Raw genomic sequence first — 22,210 nt, forward strand, 5'->3', positions numbered from 1 at the left:
ATGCCTACCCTCCTCCGCCTGTCCGCCGGCGTGCTCGCGCTCGCCGGACTGACCGCCTGCGGCTCCACCGGGGGCGGCGCCGCCGCCCCGGCCGCCGCCGGCAAGCCCGGGAAGATCGCCGTCGCCGCGAGCGACACCGAGTGCAAGGTGCCGGTCACCGAGGTGCCCGCGGGCACGACGACGTTCACGATCACCAACGGCGGCAGCAAGGTGACCGAGTTCTACGTGCTGGCCGCCGGGGACCGGATCATGGCCGAGGTCGAGAACATCGTCCCGGGGCTGACCAGGGAGCTCATCGCCGAGCTGCCGGCCGGCACGTACGAGACCGCGTGCAAGCCCGGCATGGTCGGCAAGGGCATCCGCAACCCGCTCAAGGTCACCGGCGAGCACAAGGCGCTCACCGCCGACGCGGAGCTCGCCGCGGCCGTGGCCGGCTACAAGCGGTACATCCGGACGCAGAGCGACACGCTGCTGGTCAAGACGCAGGAGTTCGTGGACGCCGTCAAGGCGGAGAAGATCGACCAGGCCAAGGCGCTGTACCCGGTGGCGCGGACGTACTGGGAGCGCATCGAGCCGGTCGCGGAGATCTTCGGCGACCTCGACCCGGCCATCGACGCCCGCGAGGCGGACCTCGCCGCCGGCGAGGAGTGGACCGGCTTCCACCGCATCGAGAAGGACCTGTGGGTCGGCAAGGACGTCAGCAAGGACGGCCCGGTCGCCGACAAGCTGATCGCCGACGTCAAGACCATCGTCACCAAGGCCAACGCCGCCGAGCTGACCCCGCTCAACCTGGCCAACGGCGCCAAGGAGCTGCTCGACGAGGTCGCCACCGGGAAGATCACCGGCGAGGAGGACATCTGGTCGCACACCGATCTCTGGGACTTCGCCGCCAACCTCGAAGGCTCCCGCGCCGCCGTGCAGTCGCTCCGGCCGGTGCTGGAGGAGCGGGCTCCCGACCTGGTCAAGACGCTGGACGAGAAGTTCGCGGCGGCCGAGGCGGCGCTGGAGGCGCACCGGAAGGGCGACGGCTGGCAGCTGCACGACGAGCTGTCCAAGACGCAGCTCAAGGCCCTGTCGGACGCGATCAACGCCCTCGGCGAGCCGATCAGCAAGATCGCGCCGATCGTGGCGAAGTAGCGGGAGGGATCCATGTCGTCCGAACCCGCGCGAAGCGGGCGGTTGAGCCGGAGGCGGCTGTTCGGGCTGGGGGCCGCGGGCGCCGCGGTGGCCGGCGCGGGCGCGGTGGCCGCCGGGCCGCTGCTGCGCGAGCCGCCCGTCGCGCACGCCTCCTCCACCTCCGACCCCTACCCCTTCTACGGCGAGCACCAGGCCGGCATCGTCACGCCCGCCCAGGACCGCCTGCACTTCGTCGCCTTCGACGTCACCACCCGCGACCGCGCCGAGCTGGTCGACCTGCTGCAGGAGTGGACCGCCGCGGCGGCCCGCCTGACGCAGGGCAAGGAGTCGGGCTCGTTCGGCGCGGTCGGCGGCGACCCGGCGGCGGCGCCCGACGACACGGGCGAGGCGCTGGGGCTGCCCGCCTCCGGCCTGACGCTGACGATCGGGTTCGGGCCGTCGCTGTTCGACGACCGCTTCGGGCTGGCGGCCGAGCGCCCGGCCGCGCTCGCCGACCTGCCGAAGTTCCCCGGCGAGCAGCTCATCCCGGAGATCTCCGGCGGCGACATCTGCGTGCAGGCGTGCGCGCACGACCCGCAGGTCGCCGTGCACGCCATCCGCAACCTGGCCAGGATCGGCTTCGGCCGCGTGTCGGTGCGCTGGTCGCAGCTCGGCTTCGGCCGCACGTCGTCCACGTCCCGGGCCCAGGCCACCCCGCGCAACCTCATGGGCTTCAAGGACGGCACCAACAACCTCAAGCTGGAGGACGCCGCCCTGCTGCGCCAGCAGCTCTGGGCGGACGCCGCCGACGGGCCGGCCTGGATGGCGGGCGGCGCCTACCTGGTCACCAGGAAGATCCGTATGACGATCGAGACCTGGGACCGCACCTCGCTGACCGAGCAGGAGCAGATCTTCGGCCGGGACAAGGGCGAGGGCGCGCCGCTGGGCAAGAAGCACGAGTTCGACGCGCTGGACTTCGCCGCCCGGCGGCCGGACGGGCAGCCGTACATCGCGGCCAGGTCGCACGTCCGGCTGGCCCACCCCAGCTCGCACGGCGAGGCGCGGCTGCTGCGGCGGGGCTACAACTTCGTGGACGGCTCCGACGGCCTCGGCCGGCTGGACGCCGGCCTGTTCTTCATCGCCTACCAGCGGGACCCGCGCAAGCAGTTCGTGCCGATCCAGATGGAGCTGGCCAGGCACGACCCGCTCAACGAGTACGTCAAGCACGTCTCCAGCGGCCTGTTCGCCTGCCCGCCCGGGGTGCGGGACGCCGGTGACTACTGGGGGCGCGCGCTGTTCGAGTGACGGAAGTGTCGGCCGGGTCTGGTAGGACAGGACGCGTCAGCCACCCGACCGAGGACCCCCCATGACGATCGAGTACGACTCCTACCACGGCTACCAGCTCCAATACCGCGACAGCTACGCCGGCCTGCCGGTGCGGGAAGTGTGCGCGGAGCCGGCCGCCTTCCCGCCCGGCGACAGCGGGTCGGTCGCCTGGCGGCTCAGCTCCGACCACGGCGACGACTTCGCCGGCTTCTCCGCCGCCTTCGACGCGTTCCTGGAGCAGGCCGACGCCGGGCAGGTCACCGCGATCGTCGTCGGCGCGTGGGAGGAGTGCTACGCCACGTCCTCGGCCCCCATCGTCGAGCGCCTGGTGCGGGAGGCGCCGCGGCTGCCCGCGCTGCGCTCGTTGTTCCTCGGCGCGATCAGCGGCGACCAGGCCGAGATCTCCTGGATCCAGCAGAGCGACGTGACGCCGCTGCTGGAGGCGTACCCGAAGCTGGAGCGGTTCGACGTTCGCGGCGGCACCGGGCTGGAGCTGCGGCCGGTCAGGCACGAGTCGCTGCGGATGCTGCGCGTCGAGACCGGCGGCCTGAGCGGCGAGGTGGCGCGGGCCGTCGCCGCGAGCGACCTGCCCACGCTGGAGCACCTGGAGCTGTGGCTCGGCATCCCCGACTACGGCGGCGACGCGACGGTGGCCGACCTCGACCCGATCCTGCGCGGCGAGCGGCTGCCCGCGCTGCGCCACCTCGGGCTCCAGGACAGCGAGATCCAGGACGAGATCGCCGCGGCGGTGGCGTTCGCGCCGGTCGTGGCCCGGCTGGAGTCGCTGGCGCTGTCCATGGGCACGCTCGGCGACGAGGGCGCGGCTGCGCTGCTCACCGGCCAGCCGCTCACCCACCTGCGCCGGCTCGACCTGCACCACCACTACCTGTCCGACGCGATGATGCGGCGGGTGGCCGAGGCGCTGCCCGGCGTCGACGTCGACCTGTCCGGCCGCGAGGACCCGGACGAGGACGACGGCGAGCAGTGGCTCTACGTGGCGGTGAGCGAGTGATGAAGATCCTCCTCGACCCCGCCGAGCAGCCCGACCACTACGCGACCTACCGCGAGGAGTACGCCGGCCTGCCCGTCGCCGAGGCGCCCTGGCCGGACGACGCGAAGGAGCCGCGGCCGGAAGCGGGCGCGGTCGCCTGGCGGCTGGCCGGCAACGAGTGGGACGACGGCCCCGACGAGATCGCCGGCTCCCTCGACTGGTTCTTCGAGCACGTCGACACCGCCCAGGTGCGGGCGCTGGTCATCGGCCAGTGGGAGGACTGCTACGACACCGGCTCCGGCTCGATCGTCGAGCGCCTGGTCCGCGAGGCCGGCCGGCTGCCGGCGCTGCGCGCGGTCTTCCTCGGGGCGATCTCGCCGGAGGAGTCCGAGATCTCCTGGATCCAGCAGAGCGACGTGACGCCGCTGCTGGAGGCGTTCCCCAAGCTGGAGCGGTTCGAGGTGCGCGGCGGCACCGGGCTGGAGCTGCGGCCGGTCAGGCACGAGTCGCTGCGCGTGCTGCGCGTCGAGACCGGCGGGCTCGGCGGCGCCTTCGTCCGGGCGGTCGGCGGCAGCGACCTGCCCGCGCTGGAGCTGCTGGAGCTGTGGTTCGGCGTCCCCCACTACGGCGGCGACGCCGGGGTGGGCGACCTCGCGGGCGTCATGAGCGGCGAGCGGCTGCCCGCGTTGCGGCACCTGCGGCTGGAGAACGGCGAGTTCCAGGACGACGTCGCCGCCGCCCTGGCCGCCGCGCCGGTGGTGGCGCGGCTGGAGACGCTGAGCCTGTCGATGGGCTTGCTCGGCGACGAGGGCGCGGCGGCGCTGCTCACCGGCCAGCCCCTCACCCACCTGCGCCGGCTCGACGTCGATCACCACTACCTGTCGACCGCCATGATGAGCCGGCTGCGGACGGCGCTGCCGGGGGTGGAGGTCGTGCTGTCGGCGCCGGAGAACCGCGAACGCGCGTGGCGGTTCGTGGCGGTGAGCGAGTGACCACGCCACCGGGAGGCGCGGGCCCGGCGACTGCGCCCTGGGGCGCGGGCCCGGCGACTGCGCCCTGGGGCGCGGGCCCGGCGAGTGCGCCCTGGGGCGCGGGGTCCGCCCTCCCGGCCGGGGAAGTGCGGCTGGGGGTCGTCGGGGTGGCCGGGGACCGGCGGGTGACCATGTTCCGCGCCGCCGCCGTCGCCGCCGGGCTGGCCGAGCCGTTCCTCATCCCCTGGCGTGACGTGCTGACGGGCCGCCCGCTCGGCGCGCCCGAGGGGGCGTTGCTGCGCGTCGACTCCCCCGGCGAGGACGCCGAGGCCGACGCGCTGCTGCGCGGCCCCGGCGATCCGGCCCGGGTGGGCGGCGGCGCGCGCTGGTACGCCGCGTTCACCGCCGGGCTGGCCCGGGTGGCGGCCGTTCCCGGCGTGCGGCTGCTGGGCGACGTGGGCGAGATCGGCGTCATGTTCGACAAGCGGCGCTGCCACGCGGTGCTGCGCGAGGCCGGGGTGCCGGTGCCGCCCGCCTTCGCCGCCTCCTCCTACGCCGAGCTGCGCGACGGCCTGGCCCGCGAGGGCTGGACGCGGGCGTTCGTCAAGCCCGCGCACGGGTCGTCGGCGTCCGGGGTGATCGCCCTGCAGACGGCCGGCGACCGGGTCAGGGCCGTCACGTCGGCGGCCTGGGGGCCCGGGGGCGGGCTGGTCAACTCGTTGCGGGTGCGCGCCTACACCTCCTGGGAGGAGGTGCGGCGGGTCGTCGACGTGCTGGCCGGCGACGGGCTGCACGTGGAGCGGTGGTTCCCGAAGGCGTCGCACGGCGAGAGCGCGTTCGACCTGCGGGTGGTGACCGTGGCCGGGCGGCCGACGCACGCGGTGGTGCGCATGAGCCGCACGCCGATGACGAACCTGCACCTCGGCGGCCGGCGCGGCGACCTCGGGCTGGTGCGGTCGCGGGCCGGGCTGTGGGAGCGGGTGCTGGAGGTGTGCGCGGGGGCGGCGGCGTGCTTCCCCGGCAGCCTGATGACGGGGGTCGACGTGATGGTGGGCGCCGACTGGCGGTCGGTGGCGGTGGCCGAGGTCAACGCGTTCGGCGACCTGCTGCCCGGCCTGGACGACCTGCACGGGCACGGGCGCGACACGTACGCCGAGCAGGTCCGCGCCGTCCTCGCGAACGCGCCGGCGCCGGTGGGGCCGGGCGGGTGAGCGGCCGCGACATGAACGCCGTCATCGGCACCCACGACCTCCTGCTCGTCACCCTCGACACCCTCCGCTACGACGTGGCCGCCGAGCTGGCCCAGGCCGGGCACCTGCCCAACCTGCTGCCCGCCGGGGTGCGGTGGGAGCGCCGGCACAGCCCGGGCAGCTTCACCTACGCGGCGCACGCCGCCCTGTTCGCCGGGTTCCTGCCCACGCCGGTGACGCCCGGGCCGCACCCGCGACTGTTCGCGGCCACGTTCCCGGGCAGCGCCACCACGGCCCCCGGCACCTGGGTCTTCGACGCGCCCGACCTGCCCACCGGCCTGGCCCGGGCCGGCTACCACACGGTGTGCGTGGGCGGCGTCGGGTTCTTCAACAAGCTGACGCCGCTCGGCTCGGCGCTCCCCGGGCTGTTCGCGGAGAGCCACTGGGAGCCGGAGTTCGGCGTCACCGACCCCCGATCGCTGGAGCACCAGATCGACCGGGCCGCCGAGGTGCTGGGCCGGGTGCGCGGGCGGGTCTTCCTGTTCGTCAACGTCTCGGCCCTGCACCAGCCCAACCACTTCTACCTGCCCGGCGCCGCCGGCGGCGACACGCGGGAGAGCCACGCCGCGGCCCTGCGGTACGTGGACCGGCACATCGGGCGGCTCTACGCGCTCATGCGCCGCCCGTGCCTGGTCATCGTCTGCTCCGACCACGGCACCGCGTACGGCGAGGACGGGCATGTCGGGCACCGGATCGGCCACGAGGTGGTCTGGACGGTCCCGTACGCGGAGTTCGTACTGGAGGATCATGCGGCCCTATGAGGGTTATGTCTACGCCTACCCCCACAAGACGGCCTACCGGCCGCTGCGCCCCCGGCCGCCGCTCACCGAGGTCTGGGCCGGGGAGCGGGCGGGCGCGCTGTACGTGCACATCCCGTTCTGCGAGATGCGCTGCGGCTTCTGCAACCTGTTCACCCGCACCGGCGCGCCGGAGGACCTGGTCACGGCCTACCTCGACACGCTGGAGCGCCAGGCGGTCCAGGTACGCGACGCGCTGGACGAGACGGCCTTCGCCACGGCCGCGTTCGGCGGCGGCACGCCGACCTACCTCGCCGCGGGCGAGCTGGCCCGGCTGTTCGACCTGACCGAGAAGGCGATGGGCGTCGACCTGGCGGCGATCCCGCTGTCGGTCGAGACCTCCCCCGCCACGGCGACGCCCGACCGCCTGGCGGTGCTGGCCGAACGCGGCACCACGCGCGTGTCGATCGGCGTGCAGAGCTTCATCGACGCCGAGGCCCGCTCCGCCGTCCGCCCGCAGCGGCGGGCCGAGGTCGACGCCGCGCTCGACGCGATCCGGGCGTCCGGCGTGCCGGTGCTCAACATCGACCTCATCTACGGCATCGACGGCCAGACGGTCGGCTCCTGGCTGCACTCGATCGAGACGGCGCTGTCCTGGCGGCCGGAGGAGATTTACCTCTACCCGCTGTACGTCCGCCCGCTCACCGGGCTCGGCCGGCAGGGCCGGGCGTGGGACGACCAGCGGCTGGAGCTGTACCGGGCGGGGCGGGACCGGCTGGTGGCGGCGGGGTACGAACAGGTGTCGATGCGCCTGTTCCGCCTCCCCACCACCGCCACCCACCCCACCGCCACCCACCCCGCTGCCACCCACCCCGCTGCCACCCACCCCACCGCCACCCACCCCACCGTCACCCCGTCCCTCGCCACCCCGTCCCCCGTCATCCCGTCCCCCGTCATCCCGTCCCCCGTCATCCCGTCCCCCGTCATCCCGTCCCCCGCCGCCTCGGCAGTGGCCGCCGCCGACTACTGCTGCCAGACCGACGGCATGGTGGGCCTCGGATGCGGCGCGCGGTCGTACACGAGCGCGCTCCACTACTCCTTCGAGTACGCCGTCGAGGCCCGGCACGTACGCGCGATCATCGACGACTACGTGGGCCGGGAGGACTTCGGCGTGGCGAACGTGGGGTTCGCGCTCTCGCTCGGCGAGCGCAAGCGGCGGCACCTGATCCAGTCGTTGCTGCAGGCCGGCGGGCTGTCGCGGGCGCTCTACCGGGAGCGGTTCGGCGTCGACGTCCTCGACGACTTCCCGCCGCAGCACACCGGCGCGGCCCCCGGCGGCGGCCCGTCGCTGGAGCCGTTCGCCGGCTGGTTGCTGATCGACGACGACACCGTCCGGCTCACCGCGGAGGGCCTCGCGCACTCGGACGCGATCGGGCCCGCGCTCTTCTCCCCGCAGGTCAGGCGGCTCATGGACGAGTACGCGCCATGCTGACGATCCTCTACCGCGGCCCGCTGGCGAGCTGCGACTACGACTGCGCGTACTGCCCGTTCGCCAAGCGGCGCGACACGCCCGGGCAGTTGCGGGCCGACCGGGCGGCGCTGGAGCGGTTCACGGCGTGGGTGCGCGAGCAGCCGTTCGAGGTGTCGGTGCTGTTCACGCCGTGGGGCGAGGGGCTGGTGCGGTCGTGGTACCGGCGGGCCCTGGTCGAGCTGTCCTGGCTGCCGAACGTGGCCCGGGTCGCCATCCAGACGAACCTGAGCTGCCGCACCGGATGGCTCGCCGAGGCGTCGCCGGAGCGGGCGGCGTTGTGGGTGACGTACCACCCGACGCAGGTGCCGTACGAGCGGTTCGTGGCGAAGGTGCGCTCGCTGCCGGTGCGGCACAGCGTGGGCATCGTGGGTGATCCCGCCCATCTGCCGCACGCCCGGCGGTTGCGGGCCGAGCTGCCCGCCTCGACGTACCTGTGGGTGAACGCCGAGGAGGGCCGTCTCTACACCGACGCCGAGGCGGCGGAGTGGTCGGAGATCGACCCGCACTTCCACCACAGCCGCTTCGCGCACGCCAGCGCCGGGCTGCCGTGCCGCACCGGCGACGACGTGATCTCGGTGAACGGCGACGGCGTCGTGCGCCGCTGCCACTTCGTCCCCGAGGTGCTGGGCAACCTGTACGACGGGTCCTACCGGCCGGCGCTGCGTCCCCGTCCGTGCCCGGCGGCGTCCTGCGACTGCCACATCGGCTACGTCCACCTGGAGCCGCTCGCCCTCTACGACGTCTTCGCCGGCGGCGTGCTCGAACGCATCCCGGCCGCCTGGCCGCGCTGACGCGGTCAGGCGTCCCGGCCCTCGGCCTCCTGGAGCCGCCGCCACTTCGCCATCGACTGCTCGATCTCCTCGCGGATGAACGCGAAGAACCGGCTGGTCTCCGCCAGCCGCCGCCCGGCCGGGGAGTCGAGGCCGAGGAGCGCGGTGCCCTCGTCGGCGCCGTCCCGCACCCGGACCAGCATCGGGTCGGACTGGCTGATGAAGTGGCTCCAGGTGTGCTCGTGGACGCGGCAGAAGTCGTGCCGGGTACCAGGTTCGCGGCCGCGCTCGACCAGCCGGACCTGCACCAGGTACTTGACCGCCCCCGAGATCGCGGGCGCGCCGACGCCCAGGTGCTCGGCCAGCTCGGCGGCCGTCAGCCTGCCGGAGTCGGTGACCAGCAGGGCGGCGTACACGCGGGCGGCCATCCGCGGCATGCCGGACTCGACCATGATCTGCGCGAACCGTTCGCGGAAATCAGCGATGGCGCCCTCGTCCGCTCGCGTCACCGCGGCTCCCTCCTCGGGGTCGAACACTATCGATTCCGATATTTCACGAAATTCGTGAAATAAGAGTACCGTTGTCGTCGTGAAGGATACGGAACTCGTGGGGGTGCAGCAGACGCTCAACCCCGTCCTCAAAGCCAAAGCGCTGGACAACCGGCTGCCCGACCCGATCCTCGGCGACGAGCACGCCGAGCGGGTGATGCGCCGCCTCGACCCCGCCTACGACAAGGACAGGTTCGGCCGCAGCCAGATCGGCCTGGCCGCCGTGGTGCGCGCCAAGGCCCACGACGACTGGGCGCGGAGCTACCTCGCCGACCACCCCGACGCGGTGGTCCTGCACCTGGGCTGCGGCCTCGACGCCCGGGTGTACCGGATCGACCCGCCCCCCACCGTCGACTGGTACGACCTGGACTACCCCTCCGTCATCGCACTGCGGCGGGAGCTCCTGCCGCCGCGCGAGCACTACACCCTCATCGCCTCCGACGTCACCGATCTGACCTGGCTGGACCGCGTCCCCCGGGGCCGGCCGGCGCTGATGATCGCCGAGGGCCTGGTGCCGTACCTGACCGAGCCGGACGTCCGGCGGCTGCTCACCAGCGTCGTCGACGCCTTCCCGACCGGCCGGCTCCAGTTCGACACGACGCCGGTCTGGGCCTGGCGCTTCTCCAGATGGGACCCCACGCTGCGCAGGTACGGCGGCGCCCAGTTCCACTGCGGCTTCGACGACCCGGCGGCACTGGCCGACTGGCACCCTCGGCTCGAGTACGTGGACGAGAAGCCGATGTACGACGCGCCGATCCTGATGGCCAAGGCCCCGGCCGGCACCCGCCGCTTGTACCGGGTCCTGAACCTCGTGCCGGGCATGAAACGATCCACCCGCATCGTCCGGTTCCGCTTCTGACCCCCGTCCATCCCCGACCGTCCACCCGGCATCAGCCGGAGCCGGCGACGGGACGCTCCGGCCCCGCTCAGCCGCTCGTGACGGCTTCCACGAGGTCGCCAGGAGGACCCACCTCGTCCCGCCTGGCGGTCGCCGCTCGACACTGTCACCTGCCGGCCACCGCATGGGCGAGGTAGGAGATCCAGGAGCGGTGCGGGGATTCCGTCTCTTCCGTCCTGGCCAGGTGTTGATCTCCAGGACCCAGACCAAGACGTGGTCCGGGCCGTGAGCACGCAGCACAGCCGGTGCCGGTGCCTGGCTCCAGCTCTTGCGGTGGGTCAGGTTTCGCGTTCGGGCCGGTAGTCCTTCTCCTCGACGCCGAACGTCCAGGCCACGCCTTCCCTCGCCCGCCGCACCCACGGCGGGACCCGCAGGAAGTACGTGCGCCGGCTGCCGTCGGGCTCCGGGGTCGAGTTGACCACCTCCACCATGGTGATCGGCTCGTCGTCGGGCAGGTCGATGCGCCAGAGCACGCCCGTCTCGTCGCGTTGCAGGGGCTGGGCGCCCGACTCGGCGAGGTAGCGGTCGATGCCGAAGTGTTCGAGCATGGCGCGCCGCAGCTCGGCGTTCTCCTCGGCGCGGATGCGCTCGGGGGTGAGCCGGCGCATCGACGTGCCGAAGTCGGCGGGCACCGGCATGCCGTGCCAGGCGTGCAACGCGAACCCGTCGGCGTAGGCGAGGGCCGGCCCGTCGGCCCTGTGCAGCCGGCCGAGGTCGTCGAGGTGCAGCTCGACGGGCCGTTCGGTGACGATGGCGACCCGCTCGTACGGCCACCACCACCCGGCGCACCCGGCCACCCGCCTCAGCCCCCGGAGCCCCCGCAGCCCTCGGAGCACGTCGAGCCCCGCTTCCCCGTCGGGCTCCGCGCTCTCCTCCGCTCCCCCGTCCAGCTTGTCGAAGGCGGCGAGCCAGGGCGCGTCGTGCTGCCCCAGCACCGCGTCCAGCGTCGCCACCCGCAGCTCTTCCCCGCCCAGCTCGGCCAGCCCCCGCCGGATGGCCGTGATGAGCCGGTCGGCCTGCGGCCAGAGCCGCCCGCCGGTCTCGTCCCAGAGCGCCGCCCAGCCCGTCGGGCCGAGCTCCGCGTACGCGGCCCGCCGCGCCCGCTCCCAGGGCGTGGTGCGGACCGCCTCCCGTACGACCCGTCCCGGCTCGCCGAGCCCGCGCAGCACGTCGAAGGGCACGAGCGGCCCGGCCTCGGCCCCGCCCGCCGTGCGCAGCGCGGCCGCCGCGTGCCGCCGCCGATGCGCCTCGGCCTCTTCCAGTTCCTTGCGCCGCCGGTCGTCGCCGCCCAGCCAGGCCGCCGCGAGCGCCCCGGCGGCGGGCGAGGGCAGCGTGATCACGTGTGCCGGCTCGCCGAGCCCCGCCTCGCGGTACGCCTGCCGCACCGCCTCCTCCACGCCGTCGCCCGGCCCGGTGGCCAGGAGGGCCCGCTCCCAGGTCAGCGTCTCCATCAGTCGGCCACCACCCGGTAGGAGCCGGGCACGTACTCGCGCTGCCGGACGACGCGGTACCAGCCCTTGGGCAGCGAGATCGCGGCGTGCTCCTCGTGCACGAGCCTGCCGCCCTCGGGCAGGTGCAGGAAGCCGCCGGACAGCGTGCCGGGGCCGGGGATGGCGTGGCAGTGCCCGGTCGCCTCGCCGTACGCCAGCACCAGCCGCCCGCGAGCGTCCCTGGGCTCGGGGCGCAACGTGCGGGGCGCGGACTCCTCGGGCACGGGCACGATCAGGATGTCGCCCTGTCGGTACATCGACCAACCTCCATGTCGGGGGGATGATCGCAAGCTACCGAGCGCGACCGACAATTCCGGGGGGAGGCGGCCAGGGCGGAGGCAGGCAGGTCAGCGGTGGCGGGCGCGGGAGGCGGCGGCGTGGGCGCGGTTGGCGCAGCGGGTGGAGCAGAACTGGCGGCGGCCGGGGCGGCTGCGGTCGACGAAGGCGTCCTGGCAGGGGCGGGCGGCGCAGCGGCGGAGGCGGTGCCAGTCGCCCGCGGCCGCCAGGTCCAGGAGGTCGGTGACGGCTCGGACGGCGAGGCGTTCGGCCAGGGGCGCGCCTTGGCGGGCGGTGAGGCGCAGGCGGGGGATGTCGGAGGCGGTTTCGACGGCGGGCCGCAGCGGCAGGTCGGCCACCCATCGGGCCAGGGCGCGGGCGCGATCGTCCGGAGAGGGGAGGCCGGGGGGAAGGGCAGCGGCCGGTTCGTGAGCCGGGGCGACGGCCCCCTCGGCGGGGGACTCGGGAGCGGGGGACTCGGGAGCGGGGGACTCGGGAGCGGGGGACTCGGGAGCGGGGGACTCGGGAGCGGAGGGCTCGGAGGCGGGGGCGCGGTCGGTGGCGGCCTGGGAGGGGGAGGCGGCGGACAGTACGGAGCGGAGGCGGGTGCGGATCTCGCGGACGGCTGCGAGGTCGGCGGGGGTCAGCGGGCCGCAGGGTTCCTTGAGCTCGGCGCAGAAGCGTTCGAGGGCCGCTGCGTCCGGGAGCCGTTCGGGCTCGTCCAGGTATTCATCCCACGTGTTGGCCAGGTCGAGGGCCACCAGGCCCGTCTCCGCGTACTGGCGCATCCGGCCACCTCCTTGCTAGCGTCAGGGCTATGGAAAGAATAACCCCTGACGCGACCGGACCTCGACCCACGGCAGTGCTGGACGCGCCGTCCAACCTCGGCCTGCGGCCGCTCGCGCCGGACACCGTCCCCGGCTGCTACAAGGCGCCCTGGGCGCTGCGCGACACCGGCCTCCTGGAGCGGATCGGCGCGGCGGACGCGGGCGCGCTCGTGCCGCCCCGCTACGTCGCCACCTGGGAGCCGGGCGACGGCGTGCGCAACGGCCCCGCCATCGCCTCCTATGCCCGCGCGCTCGCCGACCGGGTGACCAAGCTGCGGGCCGACGGCGCGTTCCCGGTCCTGCTGGGCGGCGACTGCTCGATCCTGCTCGGACCCGCACTGGCGTTGCGGCACGCGGGCCGGTACGGGCTGGCGTACCTGGACGCGCACGCCGATTTCCGGCATCTCGGCAACTCGCCGCACGTGGGCGCGGCCGCCGGGGAGGCCGTCGCGCTGGTGACCGGGCGCGGTGACGACTATCTGACCGATCTGGACGGGCTGCGGCCGTACGTCAGGGATGAGGACGTGATCCTGCTCGGGGTGCGGGACGAGGAGGACCTGCGGGATGTCGAGGGCAGCGGGCTCGCGTACGTCCCCGGCGACCGGCTCGTCCGCGATGCGGAGCGGGCGGCGGAGCTGCTGGCGCGCGAGGAGCTGGACGGGTTCTGGATCCACCTGGACGCCGACGTCCTCGACCCGTCCGTCCTGCCGGCCGTCGACTCCCCCGCCCCCGGCGGGCTCCAGCCCGACGAGCTGGTCCAGCTCGTCCGCGGGCTCGTCCGGCTGCCCGGCGCCGCCGGCCTCCAGGTGACGATCTTCGACCCGGACCTGGACGAGAGCGGCGAGCAGGCCGCGCTGCTGGCGGACGTCCTGGTGGCCGCGCTGGAGTGAGGCCGGCCCGGTCAGGGCAGCACGTACGGGCTCGTGCTGCTCTCCCCCGCCCCGTTCGTGGCCGTGATCGCGGTCCACGGCGCCGACGGCACGTACGGCACCCACGCCGACTCCAGCCGCCCCCGCCCGTACCAGCCCTGCGGCACGCTCACCCCCTCCGGCTCGAAGCGCAGCGTGCCGCCCCACAGGTTGTAGCCCTCGACGAGGGTGCCGGCCTGCCCGTTCATGTCCTTGCGCGCGGCGCTCACCACGATGGGCTCCTGCCAGCCGCTCGCGATGTCGTCGGCCAGCGAGGGCGTGTCGTAGCGGGCCTGGCAGGTGAAGAACGGGTCCCATCCGTACGAGATGATCTTCTCGGCGTGCGTGCCCGCCGCCATGACCTGCCGGTCCAGGCGGCTCTTCGTGGTGCGGCCGCGCAGCGGCAGCGGGTCCACCCGGCCGCACTCGCCGTCGGCGGGCGCGGGCTCGAAGCCCTCGATGTTCACCCAGAGCCGCACGCCGGGCGGCACTTGCCGGGCCGCCGCCTCTATGTAGTCGCGGGTGGCCCCGTAGTACGCCTGGGCGTTGGTGACGTCCCCGACGACGGGCACCAGGCGCGGGTCGACCTTGGCGTCCCGCTCGTGCGGCCCGTACACGGGGACCTTGCCGGTGCCCCGCCCGTCCTGGACGGCGACGGCCATGGGGGCGCCGGAGCGGGTGGCGGCGATGTCGGCGAGCCCGGCCCCGGCCTGCTCGGGCGGGAAGCCGCGGCCCCGGCGGGCGTCGATGTACGGGCTGACCAGGATGGTCTTCCCCGGCAGCGTCGCGGCGACGATCCGGTGCTGGGCGGCGTACAGGCCGATGATCGGGTCGCCGGGGGCGCGGTCGCGCATGGCCAGCTCGAACGACTGGTACACCCCCGCGAACGCCGCCGACCCGCCGAACCGCGCCCGGTAGTCGGCCAGCACCCGCCCGGTGAAGGCGGTCAGCGCGGCCGTGTGGTCGTGGTCCGGCTCCCACGTCTTGCCGGGCTCCTGCGGCGCGGCGGGCAGCCCGGGGAACACCTTCATCCCGTACGCCGCCGCCTCGGCCATCAGGTTGCCCAGCCCGTCGCCGTCGGTGGAGATCAGCACCAGGTCCTGGACGGGGTCGGCGCACGACGCGGCCAGCGACACCCGGTAGAAGACCCGGTCGCCGGCCTCGACCCGCCGGTCGAGCCCCTGGCAGCGCAGCAGCCCCGGCCCGAACTCCTCGCTCGTCGTGTACGTGTACACGTGCCGGACCCGCTTGCCCGGCACCTCGGCGCACGGCCGCCCGTCCACCCGGCATCCGGCGAAGACGGCGTCCCGCGCCTCGAACCGGGGCCCGAACGTGACCAGCGTGTCACCGCCGATCTGATGGACGGCCTCGACCATGCGCCGGGTCACGCACACGTCGGCGCGGGGCATGACCCAGTAGCCGGTCACCGCGTACGGGGCCGTCACCCGCGTGTCGCGAGGCTGGCAGTCTGCCGGGTCCCGCGCCGGCCCCTCGGAGACGGCCGGCACGACCACGCCCATGACCACGGCGGCGAGCCCCACGACGACGGCCACCGCCGCCACGGCCCACAGGATCCGGTGCACCCACGCCCCTTCCACGCCCAGCTCCAGCCTACGTAGCCGAACTGCCCCATGGCCGGAGAAAAACGACCCCGGAGTGAGCCGCCGCCACCCGGCCAAGGAGAATGGCGGCAAGGGGGACGACATCGTGCGCATCGATCTCAGCGGGAGAACCGCGCTGGTCACCGGCTCGACGCAGGGCATCGGGGCGGCCATCGCCGCCGGCCTCGCGGCGGCGGGGGCCCGCGTCGGCGTCAACGGCCGCGGCGAGGCCGGGGTGGCCGCCGCCATCGAGCGGATGCCGGGCGGCGACCTGGTCGCGGCGCCCGGCGACGTGTCCACCGAGGAGGGCTGCGAGCAGGTGCTGGGCCTGCTGCCGCAGGTGGACATCCTGATCAACAACCTGGGCATCTTCGGCGCCCGCCCGGCGCTGGAGATCGACGACGCCGAGTGGCGGCGCTACTTCGAGGTGAACGTGCTGGCCGCCGTGCGGCTCACCCGGGCGTACCTGCCGGGCATGAAGGAGCGCGGCTGGGGGCGGATCCAGTACATCGCCAGCGACTCGGCGGTGGCGGTCCCGGCCGAGATGATCCACTACGGGATGACGAAGACGGCGCTGCTGGCCGTCTCGCGCGGCTTCGCGAAGGAGGCGGCGGGCACCGGGGTGACGGTCAACTCGGTGCTCGCCGGGCCGACGCACACGGGCGGCGTGGAGGAGTTCGTCCGCCAGCTCGTGGGCGAGGACCTGCCGTGGGAGGAGGCGCAGCGGGCGTTCATGCGGCGGCACCGGCCGCAGTCGCTGCTGCAACGGCTGATCGAGCCCGAGGAGATCGCCAACATGGTGGTCTACCTCAGCTCGCCGTACGCCTCCGCGACCACGGGCGGCGCGCTGCGCGTGGACGGCGGCTACGTGGACGCGATCCTGCCCTAGCCGGGGGATCCCCTGAAGGAGGCGGCCGTCCCCCACTCGCGGGGGATGCCCGCCGGCGGCCCGGCCGCCAGCCTTGGGGCATGATCCTGAGAACCTTACTGGTGGGCGCCCTGTCCGTGGGCGCGCTCGCCGCGCCCGCCCAGGCCGCCGCCTCCGCTCCGAAGGCCGCCGCCGTGAAGTGGCAGGACTGCCCGGCGTACTCCGACGACGTGCTGCGCTCGTTCGGCCTGCCCGAGAAGGAGTTCCCGCGCTGGCGCCGCCTGTACGCCCGCACCGAGTGCGGCACGCTCGCCGTCCCGCAGAACTACGCCGACCCGGACGGCAAGCAGATCACCGTCGCCTTCACCCGGCTCAAGGCCGCCGACCAGGCCCACCGCCTGGGCAGCCTGGCGGTCAACCCCGGCGGCCCCGGCGGCAGCGGCTACCTGATGCCGATCGACCTGGTCATGAGCGGGATGAAGCTGGACGAACGCTACGACCTCATCGGCCTCGACCCGCGCGGCACCGGCTACAGCACCAAGGCCGCGTGCAAGCCCCCGGAGCAGAAGGAGCCGGAGCCGGGCCCGGTCACCGAGGAGCAGGCCAGGCAGGTCTACGCCGCGACGGTCGCGGCCAACAAGGCGTGCGGCGCCAGCGACCCCGGCCTCATCGGCCAGATCACGACCGCGAACGCCGCCCGCGACCTCGACCGGATCCGCGCGGCGCTCGGCGAGCGCAAGCTCGCCTTCCTGGGCGTGTCGTGGGGCACCTGGTTCGGGGCCGTCTACCGCAGCCTGTTCCCGCAGAACGTGCAGCGCATGTGGCTGGACAGCGTCGCCATCCCGGTGCCGCGGATGGACGTCTTCACCGACGTCCGCGCCGGCGCCGCCGACGGGATCTTCCAGCGCCTGGCCGCGTGGATCGCCGAGCGCGACGCCACGTACGGCTTCGGCGACACCAAGGCCGAGGTGGTCGCGGCGCTGACCCGGCTGCGCGAGCGCTACGACGAGCACCCGGTCACCTTCACCGACATCGACTTCACCGTGGACGGCCGGCGCATCGCCGAGGCCGCGAGCCAGCCCAGCCCGGCCTGGAAGGACGTGGCGCAGGTGCTCAAGGAGCTGGTGGACGCCACCGGCCCGGAGGCCCCGCCGACGCTCAAGAAGCTGGCGGGCGGCGGGCCGGGCGGGCCGCCCCCGGCCGGCGCGCCGGAGCGCGGCAACAAGACGGCGAACGTCGCCTACTTCTGCAACGAGGACCTGGGGTCGCGCACGTTCGAGTCGGCGTGGCGGGCCTACCAGGAGCGGCTGCGCCGGTACCCGGTGACGGGCGAGGACTCGGCCTTCGTGCCGCAGTGCGCGGGCTGGCCGCTGCCGGTGCAGGAGACGCGGCTGCGGCGCGGCGGCGGCTCGCTGATGTTGTCGGGCCACCTGCACGAGAGCCCGTCGCCGTACCAGTGGACGCTGGACATGCGCGCGGCCGTCGGCGGCACCGTGGTGACCGTGGACGACGACGTGCACGGCTCGGCGCTGCACACGCCGGGCTGCGTGTCGAAGATCGTCGCCTACTTCGAGACCGGCCGCCGCACCCGGACGTGCCCGGGAGTGCCGGTGCCGGCCGGGTCCTGAGCCTGCCGTCCGGCCGGGCGGCGCGCCGCGTGACGGGGGAGCCGCCCGGCCGGACGGGAGATCGGCCCTCCCGGCAGGCCGTCCTCCGCGGGCGGCGGCCTCCCGCCCGCCCAGCAGTCACGACACCGCCCCCGCGATAGCCCTTTCCGTTCGCCTTCCCGCGGCGCTGTAAAGGCGCCCTTGCACGCATTTTCAGATCATGTTAGATGGAGGCGAGCAGAAGGGACCGGGGCCGTGACGCTGATTATCGATCGCGTCTCCTTACGCCAGCGCGGGGAAATCTGGCTCGACGACATCCGGCTGGACCTCGCGAACGGCCTGACCACCCTGATCGGGCCGCTGAACTCGGGAAAGACGACCTTGATGCGGGTCGCCGCCGGCCTGCAGCCCCCCGATTCCGGCCGGGTCCTGGTCGACGGGAAAGACGTCACCGGCATTTCCGTCCGGAAAAGGTCGATCGCCTTCGTCTATCAGCAGTTCATCAATTACCCGTCGCTCACCGTGTACGAGAACATCGCCTCTCCGCTGCGCCTGGACGGGCGTTTCCGCGGCCCGGCGCTGGACCGCCGGGTGCGCGGGACGGCGGCGCTCATGGGGCTCAGCGACCTGCTCGGCCGCCGCCCCGGCGAGCTGTCCGGCGGCCAGCAGCAGCGCACCGCCATCGCCCGCGCCCTGGCCCGCCCGGTGGACGTGCTGCTGCTCGACGAGCCCCTCGCCAACCTGGACTTCAAGCTGCGCGAGCAGCTCCGCGCCGACCTCAAGGCCATGTTCGCCGAGGCGCCCGGCGTGGTGCTCTACTCCACGGCCGACCCCGCCGAGGCGCTGACGTTCGCCGCGCCGACCGTGGTGCTGGGCGAGGGCCGGGTGCTGGACAGCGGCGACGTCGCCGGCATGTACGCCCGCCCGCCCACGCTCGCCGTCGCCGCCACGCTCAGCGACCCGCCGCTGAACCTGCTGCCGGGCGTCGTCCACGACGGCCGGATCGACTGCCTCGGCGCCTCGTTCCCCGCGCCCCGCGCGCAGGTGGCCGGGCACGGGGTGCTGCTCGGCATCCGTCCCCACCAGGTCACGCTGGCCCCGCGCGGCCCGGACGCGCTGGAGCTGCCCGCCGAGATCAGGCTGGCCGAGGTGACCGGCAGCGCCACGTTCGTGCACCTGCTGCTGCGCGACGAGCGCCACCTGGTGGCGCACCTGCCGGGCACCCGGCGGTTCACGCCGGGCGAGCGGGCCCGCGCGTACGTGGACCCCGCGCACGTCTTCGTCTTCGACGAGACCGGCGGCCGGCTGCTGGCCACCGGCGCGGCGGAGGTCGACCTGCATGGCTGACATCCGGCTGGAGGGCGTGGGACACAGCTACGACGGCGGCCGGACGTGGGCGGTCCGGCCGACCACGTGGACGTGGCGGAGCGGGCGGGCGTACGCGCTGCTCGGCCCGAGCGGCTGCGGCAAGACGACGCTGCTCAACATCATCTCCGGCCTGCTCACGCCCACCGAGGGCCGGGTGCTGTTCGACGGCCGCGACGTCACCGGCGTGCCCACCGCGGGCCGCAACATCGCGCAGGTCTTCCAGTTCCCGGTCCTGTACGAGGAGATGTCCGTCTACGACAACCTCGCCTTCCCCCTCCGCAACCGCCGCCACCCGAAGAAGGACGTCGACCGGCGGGTGCGCGAGGTCTCCCGGCTGCTCGGGCTGGACCCCGTGCTCGGCCGCCGCTCGCGCCGGCTCGACCCGGGCCGCCAGCAGATCGTCTGCCTGGGGCGCGGCCTGGTGCGTCCCGAGGTGGCCGCGGTGCTGCTGGACGAGCCGCTCACCGTCGTGGACCCGGCGCTGAAGTGGACGCTGCGCAGCAAGCTCAAGGAGATCCACCGCGACACCGGGCACACGCTCATCTACGTCACCCACGACCAGACCGAGGCGCTGACCTTCGCCGACGAGGTCGTGGTGGTCAACGAGGGGGCCATCGTGCAGGCGGGCGAGCCGGCCGAGCTGTTCCTGTCGCCGGCGCACGAGTTCGTCGGGCACTTCATCGGCTCGCCCGGCATGAACGTGCTGCCCGCCGAGCTGGCCGGCGGCGTGGTCCGGGTGGGCGGGACGGCCGTCGGCGCGGGCGGTGAGCTGCCGGAGGGGCCGGTGCGGATCGGGGTGCGGCCGGAGTTCGTCGCCGTCGGCGGCGCGCCCGCCTCGCCCGGCGCGCCGGCCCGCGTCACCGGCGTCGACCGCATGGGCGCCTACGACCTGGTCCACGCCGTGGTCGGCGACCACCCGGTGATCGCCAGGACGGAGGCGGGGGCCGGGTACGCGCCGGGCGAGGCGGCGTTCCTGCACTTCCCCGCCGATCGCACGTTCCTGTTCCGCGACCAGGTCCGGTGCGGCTCGCTGGCGCCGCTGAGCGAGGGAGGCGCGGGGTGACCACCGACCAGAGGACGGTCGCGGGCAGCCAGGTCGGCGGCGGGGTGGTGGACCCCGCGGCGGCGCCCGCGGAGAGCCGCGAGCCGCGCCCCGACCCGCGAAGGCGCGCCAACCGGGCGTGGCTGCTGGTGCTGCCGGTGGTCGTGTCGGTGGCGTTCACGGCGGTCATCCCGCTGATGACCGTGGTCAACTTCTCGGTGCAGGACGTCTTCAGCCCGGACGACCGGGTGTTCGTCGGCCTGGACTGGTTCTACGAGGCGGTGCGGCGGCCGGAGAACCGTGCGGCGTTCGTCCGCACGCTGCTGTTCTCCGCCCAGGTGCTGCTGGTGGAGATCCCGCTCGGGGTGGCCATCGCGGTGGCGATGCCGCGCCGCGGGTTCTGGGTGTCGGTGGCGCTGGTGCTGGTGGCGCTGCCGCTGCTCATCCCGTGGAACGTGGTCGGCACGATCTGGCAGATCTTCGCCCGCCCGGACATCGGGCTCGGCGGCTGGACGGTCAACAACGTGTTCGGCGTCGGCTACAACTACACGCTCGACTCGACCGACGCCTGGGTCACGATCCTCGTCATGGACGTGTGGCACTGGACGCCGCTGGTGGCGCTGCTCGCCTACGCCGGGCTGCGCTCGATCCCGCAGCCGTACTTCCAGGCCGCGCAGATCGACGGGGCCTCGGCGTGGGCCACGTTCCGGCACATCCAGCTGCCGAGGCTGCGCGGGGTGCTGACGATCGCGATCCTGCTGCGCTTCATGGACAGCTTCATGATCTACACCGAGCCGTTCGTGGTGACCGGCGGCGGCCCCGGCAACGCGACGACGTTCCTCAGCATCCTGCTGTCGAAGATCGCCGTCGGGCAGTTCGACGTGGGGCCGGCGGGGGCGTTCTCGCTGATCTACTTCCTCATCGTGCAGATCCTCTGCTACGTCTTCTTCACCGCGCTGACCAGGTCGGGAAGGTGACCTCGATGGCGAGAAGGCTCCCCTGGGCGCGCACGGTCTTCTGGCTGTACGTGGCGACGCTCATGCTGCCGCTGTTGTGGATGTTCGGCATGTCGATCCGCCCGAACGAGGACATCCTGGGCAGCTTCGCGCTGATCCCGCAGCGCGTGACGTTCGAGAACTACCGGACCTTCTTCGGCGACCCGTCGTGGTACTCCAGCTACCTCAACTCGATCCTCTACACCTCGATGAACGCGGTGATGTCGCTGATCGTGGCGCTGCCCGCGGCGTACGCGTTCTCCCGCTTCCGCTTCGCCGGCGACAAGCACCTGTTCTTCTGGCTGCTGACCAACCGCATGGCGCCGCCCGCCGTGTTCCTGCTGCCGTTCTTCCAGATCTACCAGGCCGTGGGCCTGTTCGACACGCACCTCGGCGTGGCGATCGCGCACATGCTCTTCAACGTGCCGCTCGCGGTGTGGATCCTGGAGGGCTTCATGTCCGGCATCCCCCGCGAGATCGACGAGACGGCGGCCATCGACGGCTACTCGCTGCCGCGCTTCTTCGTCCGGATCTTCCTGCCGCTGATCCGCTCGGCGATCGGCGTGACGCTGTTCTTCTGCTTCATGTTCAGCTGGGTCGAGCTGCTGATCGCCCGCACCATCACCTCGGTGGACGCCAAGCCGATCGCCGCGACCATGACGCGGACGGTGAGCGCGGCCGGGATCGACTGGGGGCTGCTGGCCGCCGCCGGGGTGCTGACGATCGTGCCCGGCGCGGTCGTCATCTGGTTCGTGCGCAACTACATCGCGAAGGGCTTCGCGCTGGGGAGGGTGTAGCGGGATGTTCGAGTGGATGGTGTGGACCCTCCCCACGGCCCTGGTGTTCGCCGGGCTGGCCCTGCTGCTGGCCGGCATGGCGCTCTGGGGCCACCTCTCCCCTCCCGTGGCGCGGCGGGGGTTCCTGCGCATCGAGACCGACCGCGGCGACCGGCTGTACATCGGCCTGATCAGCGCCGCGTTCGTGCTGGTCGGCTGGATGGCCGTCACCGACCTGTCCATGTGGCTCGCGCTCGGCTGCGCGGCCCTGGTGGTGGTCGTGATCGGGATATGGGGCTGAGTAGGAGAGGAGC

General features: G+C 73.8%; 22 protein-coding genes. 17 read left to right on the plus strand and 5 right to left on the minus strand.

The genetic code is table 11. The features are described from left to right. The 8 genes from efeO to MF672_RS49795 all read left to right on the plus strand — a co-directional run bounded on the left by efeO (nucleotide 1) and on the right by MF672_RS49795 (nucleotide 8,713). Complete coding sequence (gene efeO, locus MF672_RS49760; RefSeq protein ID WP_242373075.1) at nucleotides 1–1,137, plus strand: iron uptake system protein EfeO; 1,137 nt, start codon at nucleotides 1–3, stop codon at nucleotides 1,135–1,137. 12 nt (nucleotides 1,138–1,149) lie between these two features. Next, the gene (efeB, locus tag MF672_RS49765; RefSeq protein ID WP_242373077.1) at nucleotides 1,150–2,421 is read left to right on the plus strand and encodes an iron uptake transporter deferrochelatase/peroxidase subunit; all 1,272 of its coding nucleotides are present in this window, start codon (nucleotides 1,150–1,152) and stop codon (nucleotides 2,419–2,421) included. 61 nt (nucleotides 2,422–2,482) lie between these two features. After that, nucleotides 2,483–3,454 (plus strand): STM4015 family protein, encoded by a 972-nt coding sequence (locus MF672_RS49770; RefSeq protein WP_242373078.1) that lies wholly within the window; start codon nucleotides 2,483–2,485, stop codon nucleotides 3,452–3,454. Further along, a complete protein-coding gene (locus tag MF672_RS49775) occupies nucleotides 3,454–4,425 on the plus strand; it encodes an STM4015 family protein (protein ID WP_242373080.1) in 972 nt (323 codons plus the stop codon). Before MF672_RS49770 ends, MF672_RS49775 begins: the two co-directional genes overlap by 1 nt. Before the next feature lie 146 nt (nucleotides 4,426–4,571). After that, complete coding sequence (locus MF672_RS49780; RefSeq protein ID WP_308210692.1) at nucleotides 4,572–5,615, plus strand: STM4014 family protein; 1,044 nt, start codon at nucleotides 4,572–4,574, stop codon at nucleotides 5,613–5,615. An 11-nt stretch (nucleotides 5,616–5,626) separates the two neighbouring features. Continuing rightward, the gene (locus tag MF672_RS49785; protein ID WP_242373143.1) at nucleotides 5,627–6,415 is read left to right on the plus strand and encodes an STM4013/SEN3800 family hydrolase; all 789 of its coding nucleotides are present in this window, start codon (nucleotides 5,627–5,629) and stop codon (nucleotides 6,413–6,415) included. Further along, the gene (locus MF672_RS49790; protein ID WP_242373081.1) at nucleotides 6,402–7,883 is read left to right on the plus strand and encodes an STM4012 family radical SAM protein; all 1,482 of its coding nucleotides are present in this window, start codon (nucleotides 6,402–6,404) and stop codon (nucleotides 7,881–7,883) included. Before MF672_RS49785 ends, MF672_RS49790 begins: the two co-directional genes overlap by 14 nt. After that, nucleotides 7,877–8,713: an STM4011 family radical SAM protein gene (locus tag MF672_RS49795; RefSeq protein WP_242373082.1), complete on the plus strand. Its 837-nt coding sequence runs from the start codon at nucleotides 7,877–7,879 to the stop codon at nucleotides 8,711–8,713. The genes MF672_RS49790 and MF672_RS49795 overlap by 7 nt, the downstream gene beginning before the upstream one ends. A gap of 5 nt (nucleotides 8,714–8,718) precedes the next feature. Here the strand turns inward: MF672_RS49795 and MF672_RS49800 are convergent, their stop codons facing one another. After that, nucleotides 8,719–9,201, minus strand: coding sequence for a GbsR/MarR family transcriptional regulator (locus MF672_RS49800; RefSeq protein WP_242373083.1), 483 nt, complete (start codon nucleotides 9,199–9,201; stop codon nucleotides 8,719–8,721). A gap of 79 nt (nucleotides 9,202–9,280) precedes the next feature. Between MF672_RS49800 and MF672_RS49805 the strand changes: the two genes are divergently transcribed. Beyond that, a complete protein-coding gene (locus tag MF672_RS49805; protein WP_242373084.1) occupies nucleotides 9,281–10,099 on the plus strand; it encodes a class I SAM-dependent methyltransferase in 819 nt (272 codons plus the stop codon). Between the two features lie 317 nt (nucleotides 10,100–10,416). Here the strand turns inward: MF672_RS49805 and MF672_RS49810 are convergent, their stop codons facing one another. From MF672_RS49810 to MF672_RS51740, 3 genes are all read right to left on the minus strand, one after another. Beyond that, nucleotides 10,417–11,589: a DUF6745 domain-containing protein gene (locus MF672_RS49810; RefSeq protein WP_242373085.1), complete on the minus strand. Its 1,173-nt coding sequence runs from the start codon at nucleotides 11,587–11,589 to the stop codon at nucleotides 10,417–10,419. Further along, a complete protein-coding gene (locus tag MF672_RS49815; RefSeq protein WP_242373086.1) occupies nucleotides 11,589–11,885 on the minus strand; it encodes a DUF8820 family protein in 297 nt (98 codons plus the stop codon). Before MF672_RS49815 ends, MF672_RS49810 begins: the two co-directional genes overlap by 1 nt. Nucleotides 11,886–11,975: 90 nt before the next feature. Next, a complete protein-coding gene (locus MF672_RS51740; protein WP_302893433.1) occupies nucleotides 11,976–12,692 on the minus strand; it encodes a CGNR zinc finger domain-containing protein in 717 nt (238 codons plus the stop codon). A 29-nt stretch (nucleotides 12,693–12,721) separates the two neighbouring features. Here MF672_RS51740 and MF672_RS49825 point away from each other — a divergent pair, with 29 nt between their 5' ends. Then, nucleotides 12,722–13,621: an arginase family protein gene (locus MF672_RS49825; protein WP_242373087.1), complete on the plus strand. Its 900-nt coding sequence runs from the start codon at nucleotides 12,722–12,724 to the stop codon at nucleotides 13,619–13,621. An 11-nt stretch (nucleotides 13,622–13,632) separates the two neighbouring features. Here MF672_RS49825 and MF672_RS49830 read toward each other — a convergent pair whose 3' ends face one another. Next, nucleotides 13,633–15,237: a DUF4434 domain-containing protein gene (locus tag MF672_RS49830; protein ID WP_242373088.1), complete on the minus strand. Its 1,605-nt coding sequence runs from the start codon at nucleotides 15,235–15,237 to the stop codon at nucleotides 13,633–13,635. Nucleotides 15,238–15,346: 109 nt separating this feature from the next. On the opposite strand from MF672_RS49830, the gene MF672_RS49835 reads away from it, so the two are divergent. From MF672_RS49835 to MF672_RS49865, 7 genes are all read left to right on the plus strand, one after another. Then, nucleotides 15,347–16,129, plus strand: a complete 783-nt coding sequence (locus MF672_RS49835; RefSeq protein ID WP_242373090.1) for an SDR family NAD(P)-dependent oxidoreductase — start codon at nucleotides 15,347–15,349, stop codon at nucleotides 16,127–16,129. Between the two features lie 80 nt (nucleotides 16,130–16,209). Continuing rightward, complete coding sequence (locus MF672_RS49840; RefSeq protein WP_242373091.1) at nucleotides 16,210–17,736, plus strand: alpha/beta fold hydrolase; 1,527 nt, start codon at nucleotides 16,210–16,212, stop codon at nucleotides 17,734–17,736. 234 nt (nucleotides 17,737–17,970) lie between these two features. Further along, entirely contained in the window at nucleotides 17,971–19,062 is a 1,092-nt protein-coding gene (locus MF672_RS49845) for an ABC transporter ATP-binding protein (protein ID WP_242373092.1), read from the plus strand. Continuing rightward, on the plus strand, nucleotides 19,055–20,146 hold the full coding sequence (locus tag MF672_RS49850; protein WP_242373093.1) for an ABC transporter ATP-binding protein: 1,092 nt from the start codon (nucleotides 19,055–19,057) through the stop codon (nucleotides 20,144–20,146). Before MF672_RS49845 ends, MF672_RS49850 begins: the two co-directional genes overlap by 8 nt. After that, nucleotides 20,143–21,102: a carbohydrate ABC transporter permease gene (locus MF672_RS49855; protein ID WP_242373095.1), complete on the plus strand. Its 960-nt coding sequence runs from the start codon at nucleotides 20,143–20,145 to the stop codon at nucleotides 21,100–21,102. Before MF672_RS49850 ends, MF672_RS49855 begins: the two co-directional genes overlap by 4 nt. A gap of 5 nt (nucleotides 21,103–21,107) precedes the next feature. Beyond that, nucleotides 21,108–21,917 (plus strand): carbohydrate ABC transporter permease, encoded by an 810-nt coding sequence (locus tag MF672_RS49860; RefSeq protein ID WP_242373096.1) that lies wholly within the window; start codon nucleotides 21,108–21,110, stop codon nucleotides 21,915–21,917. Between the two features lie 4 nt (nucleotides 21,918–21,921). Continuing rightward, nucleotides 21,922–22,197 (plus strand): DUF2160 domain-containing protein, encoded by a 276-nt coding sequence (locus MF672_RS49865; protein WP_242373097.1) that lies wholly within the window; start codon nucleotides 21,922–21,924, stop codon nucleotides 22,195–22,197. Nucleotides 22,198–22,210 lie beyond the last annotated feature (13 nt).

It is taken from the genome of Actinomadura luzonensis (assembly GCF_022664455.2).
Classification (GTDB): domain Bacteria; phylum Actinomycetota; class Actinomycetes; order Streptosporangiales; family Streptosporangiaceae; genus Nonomuraea; species Nonomuraea luzonensis.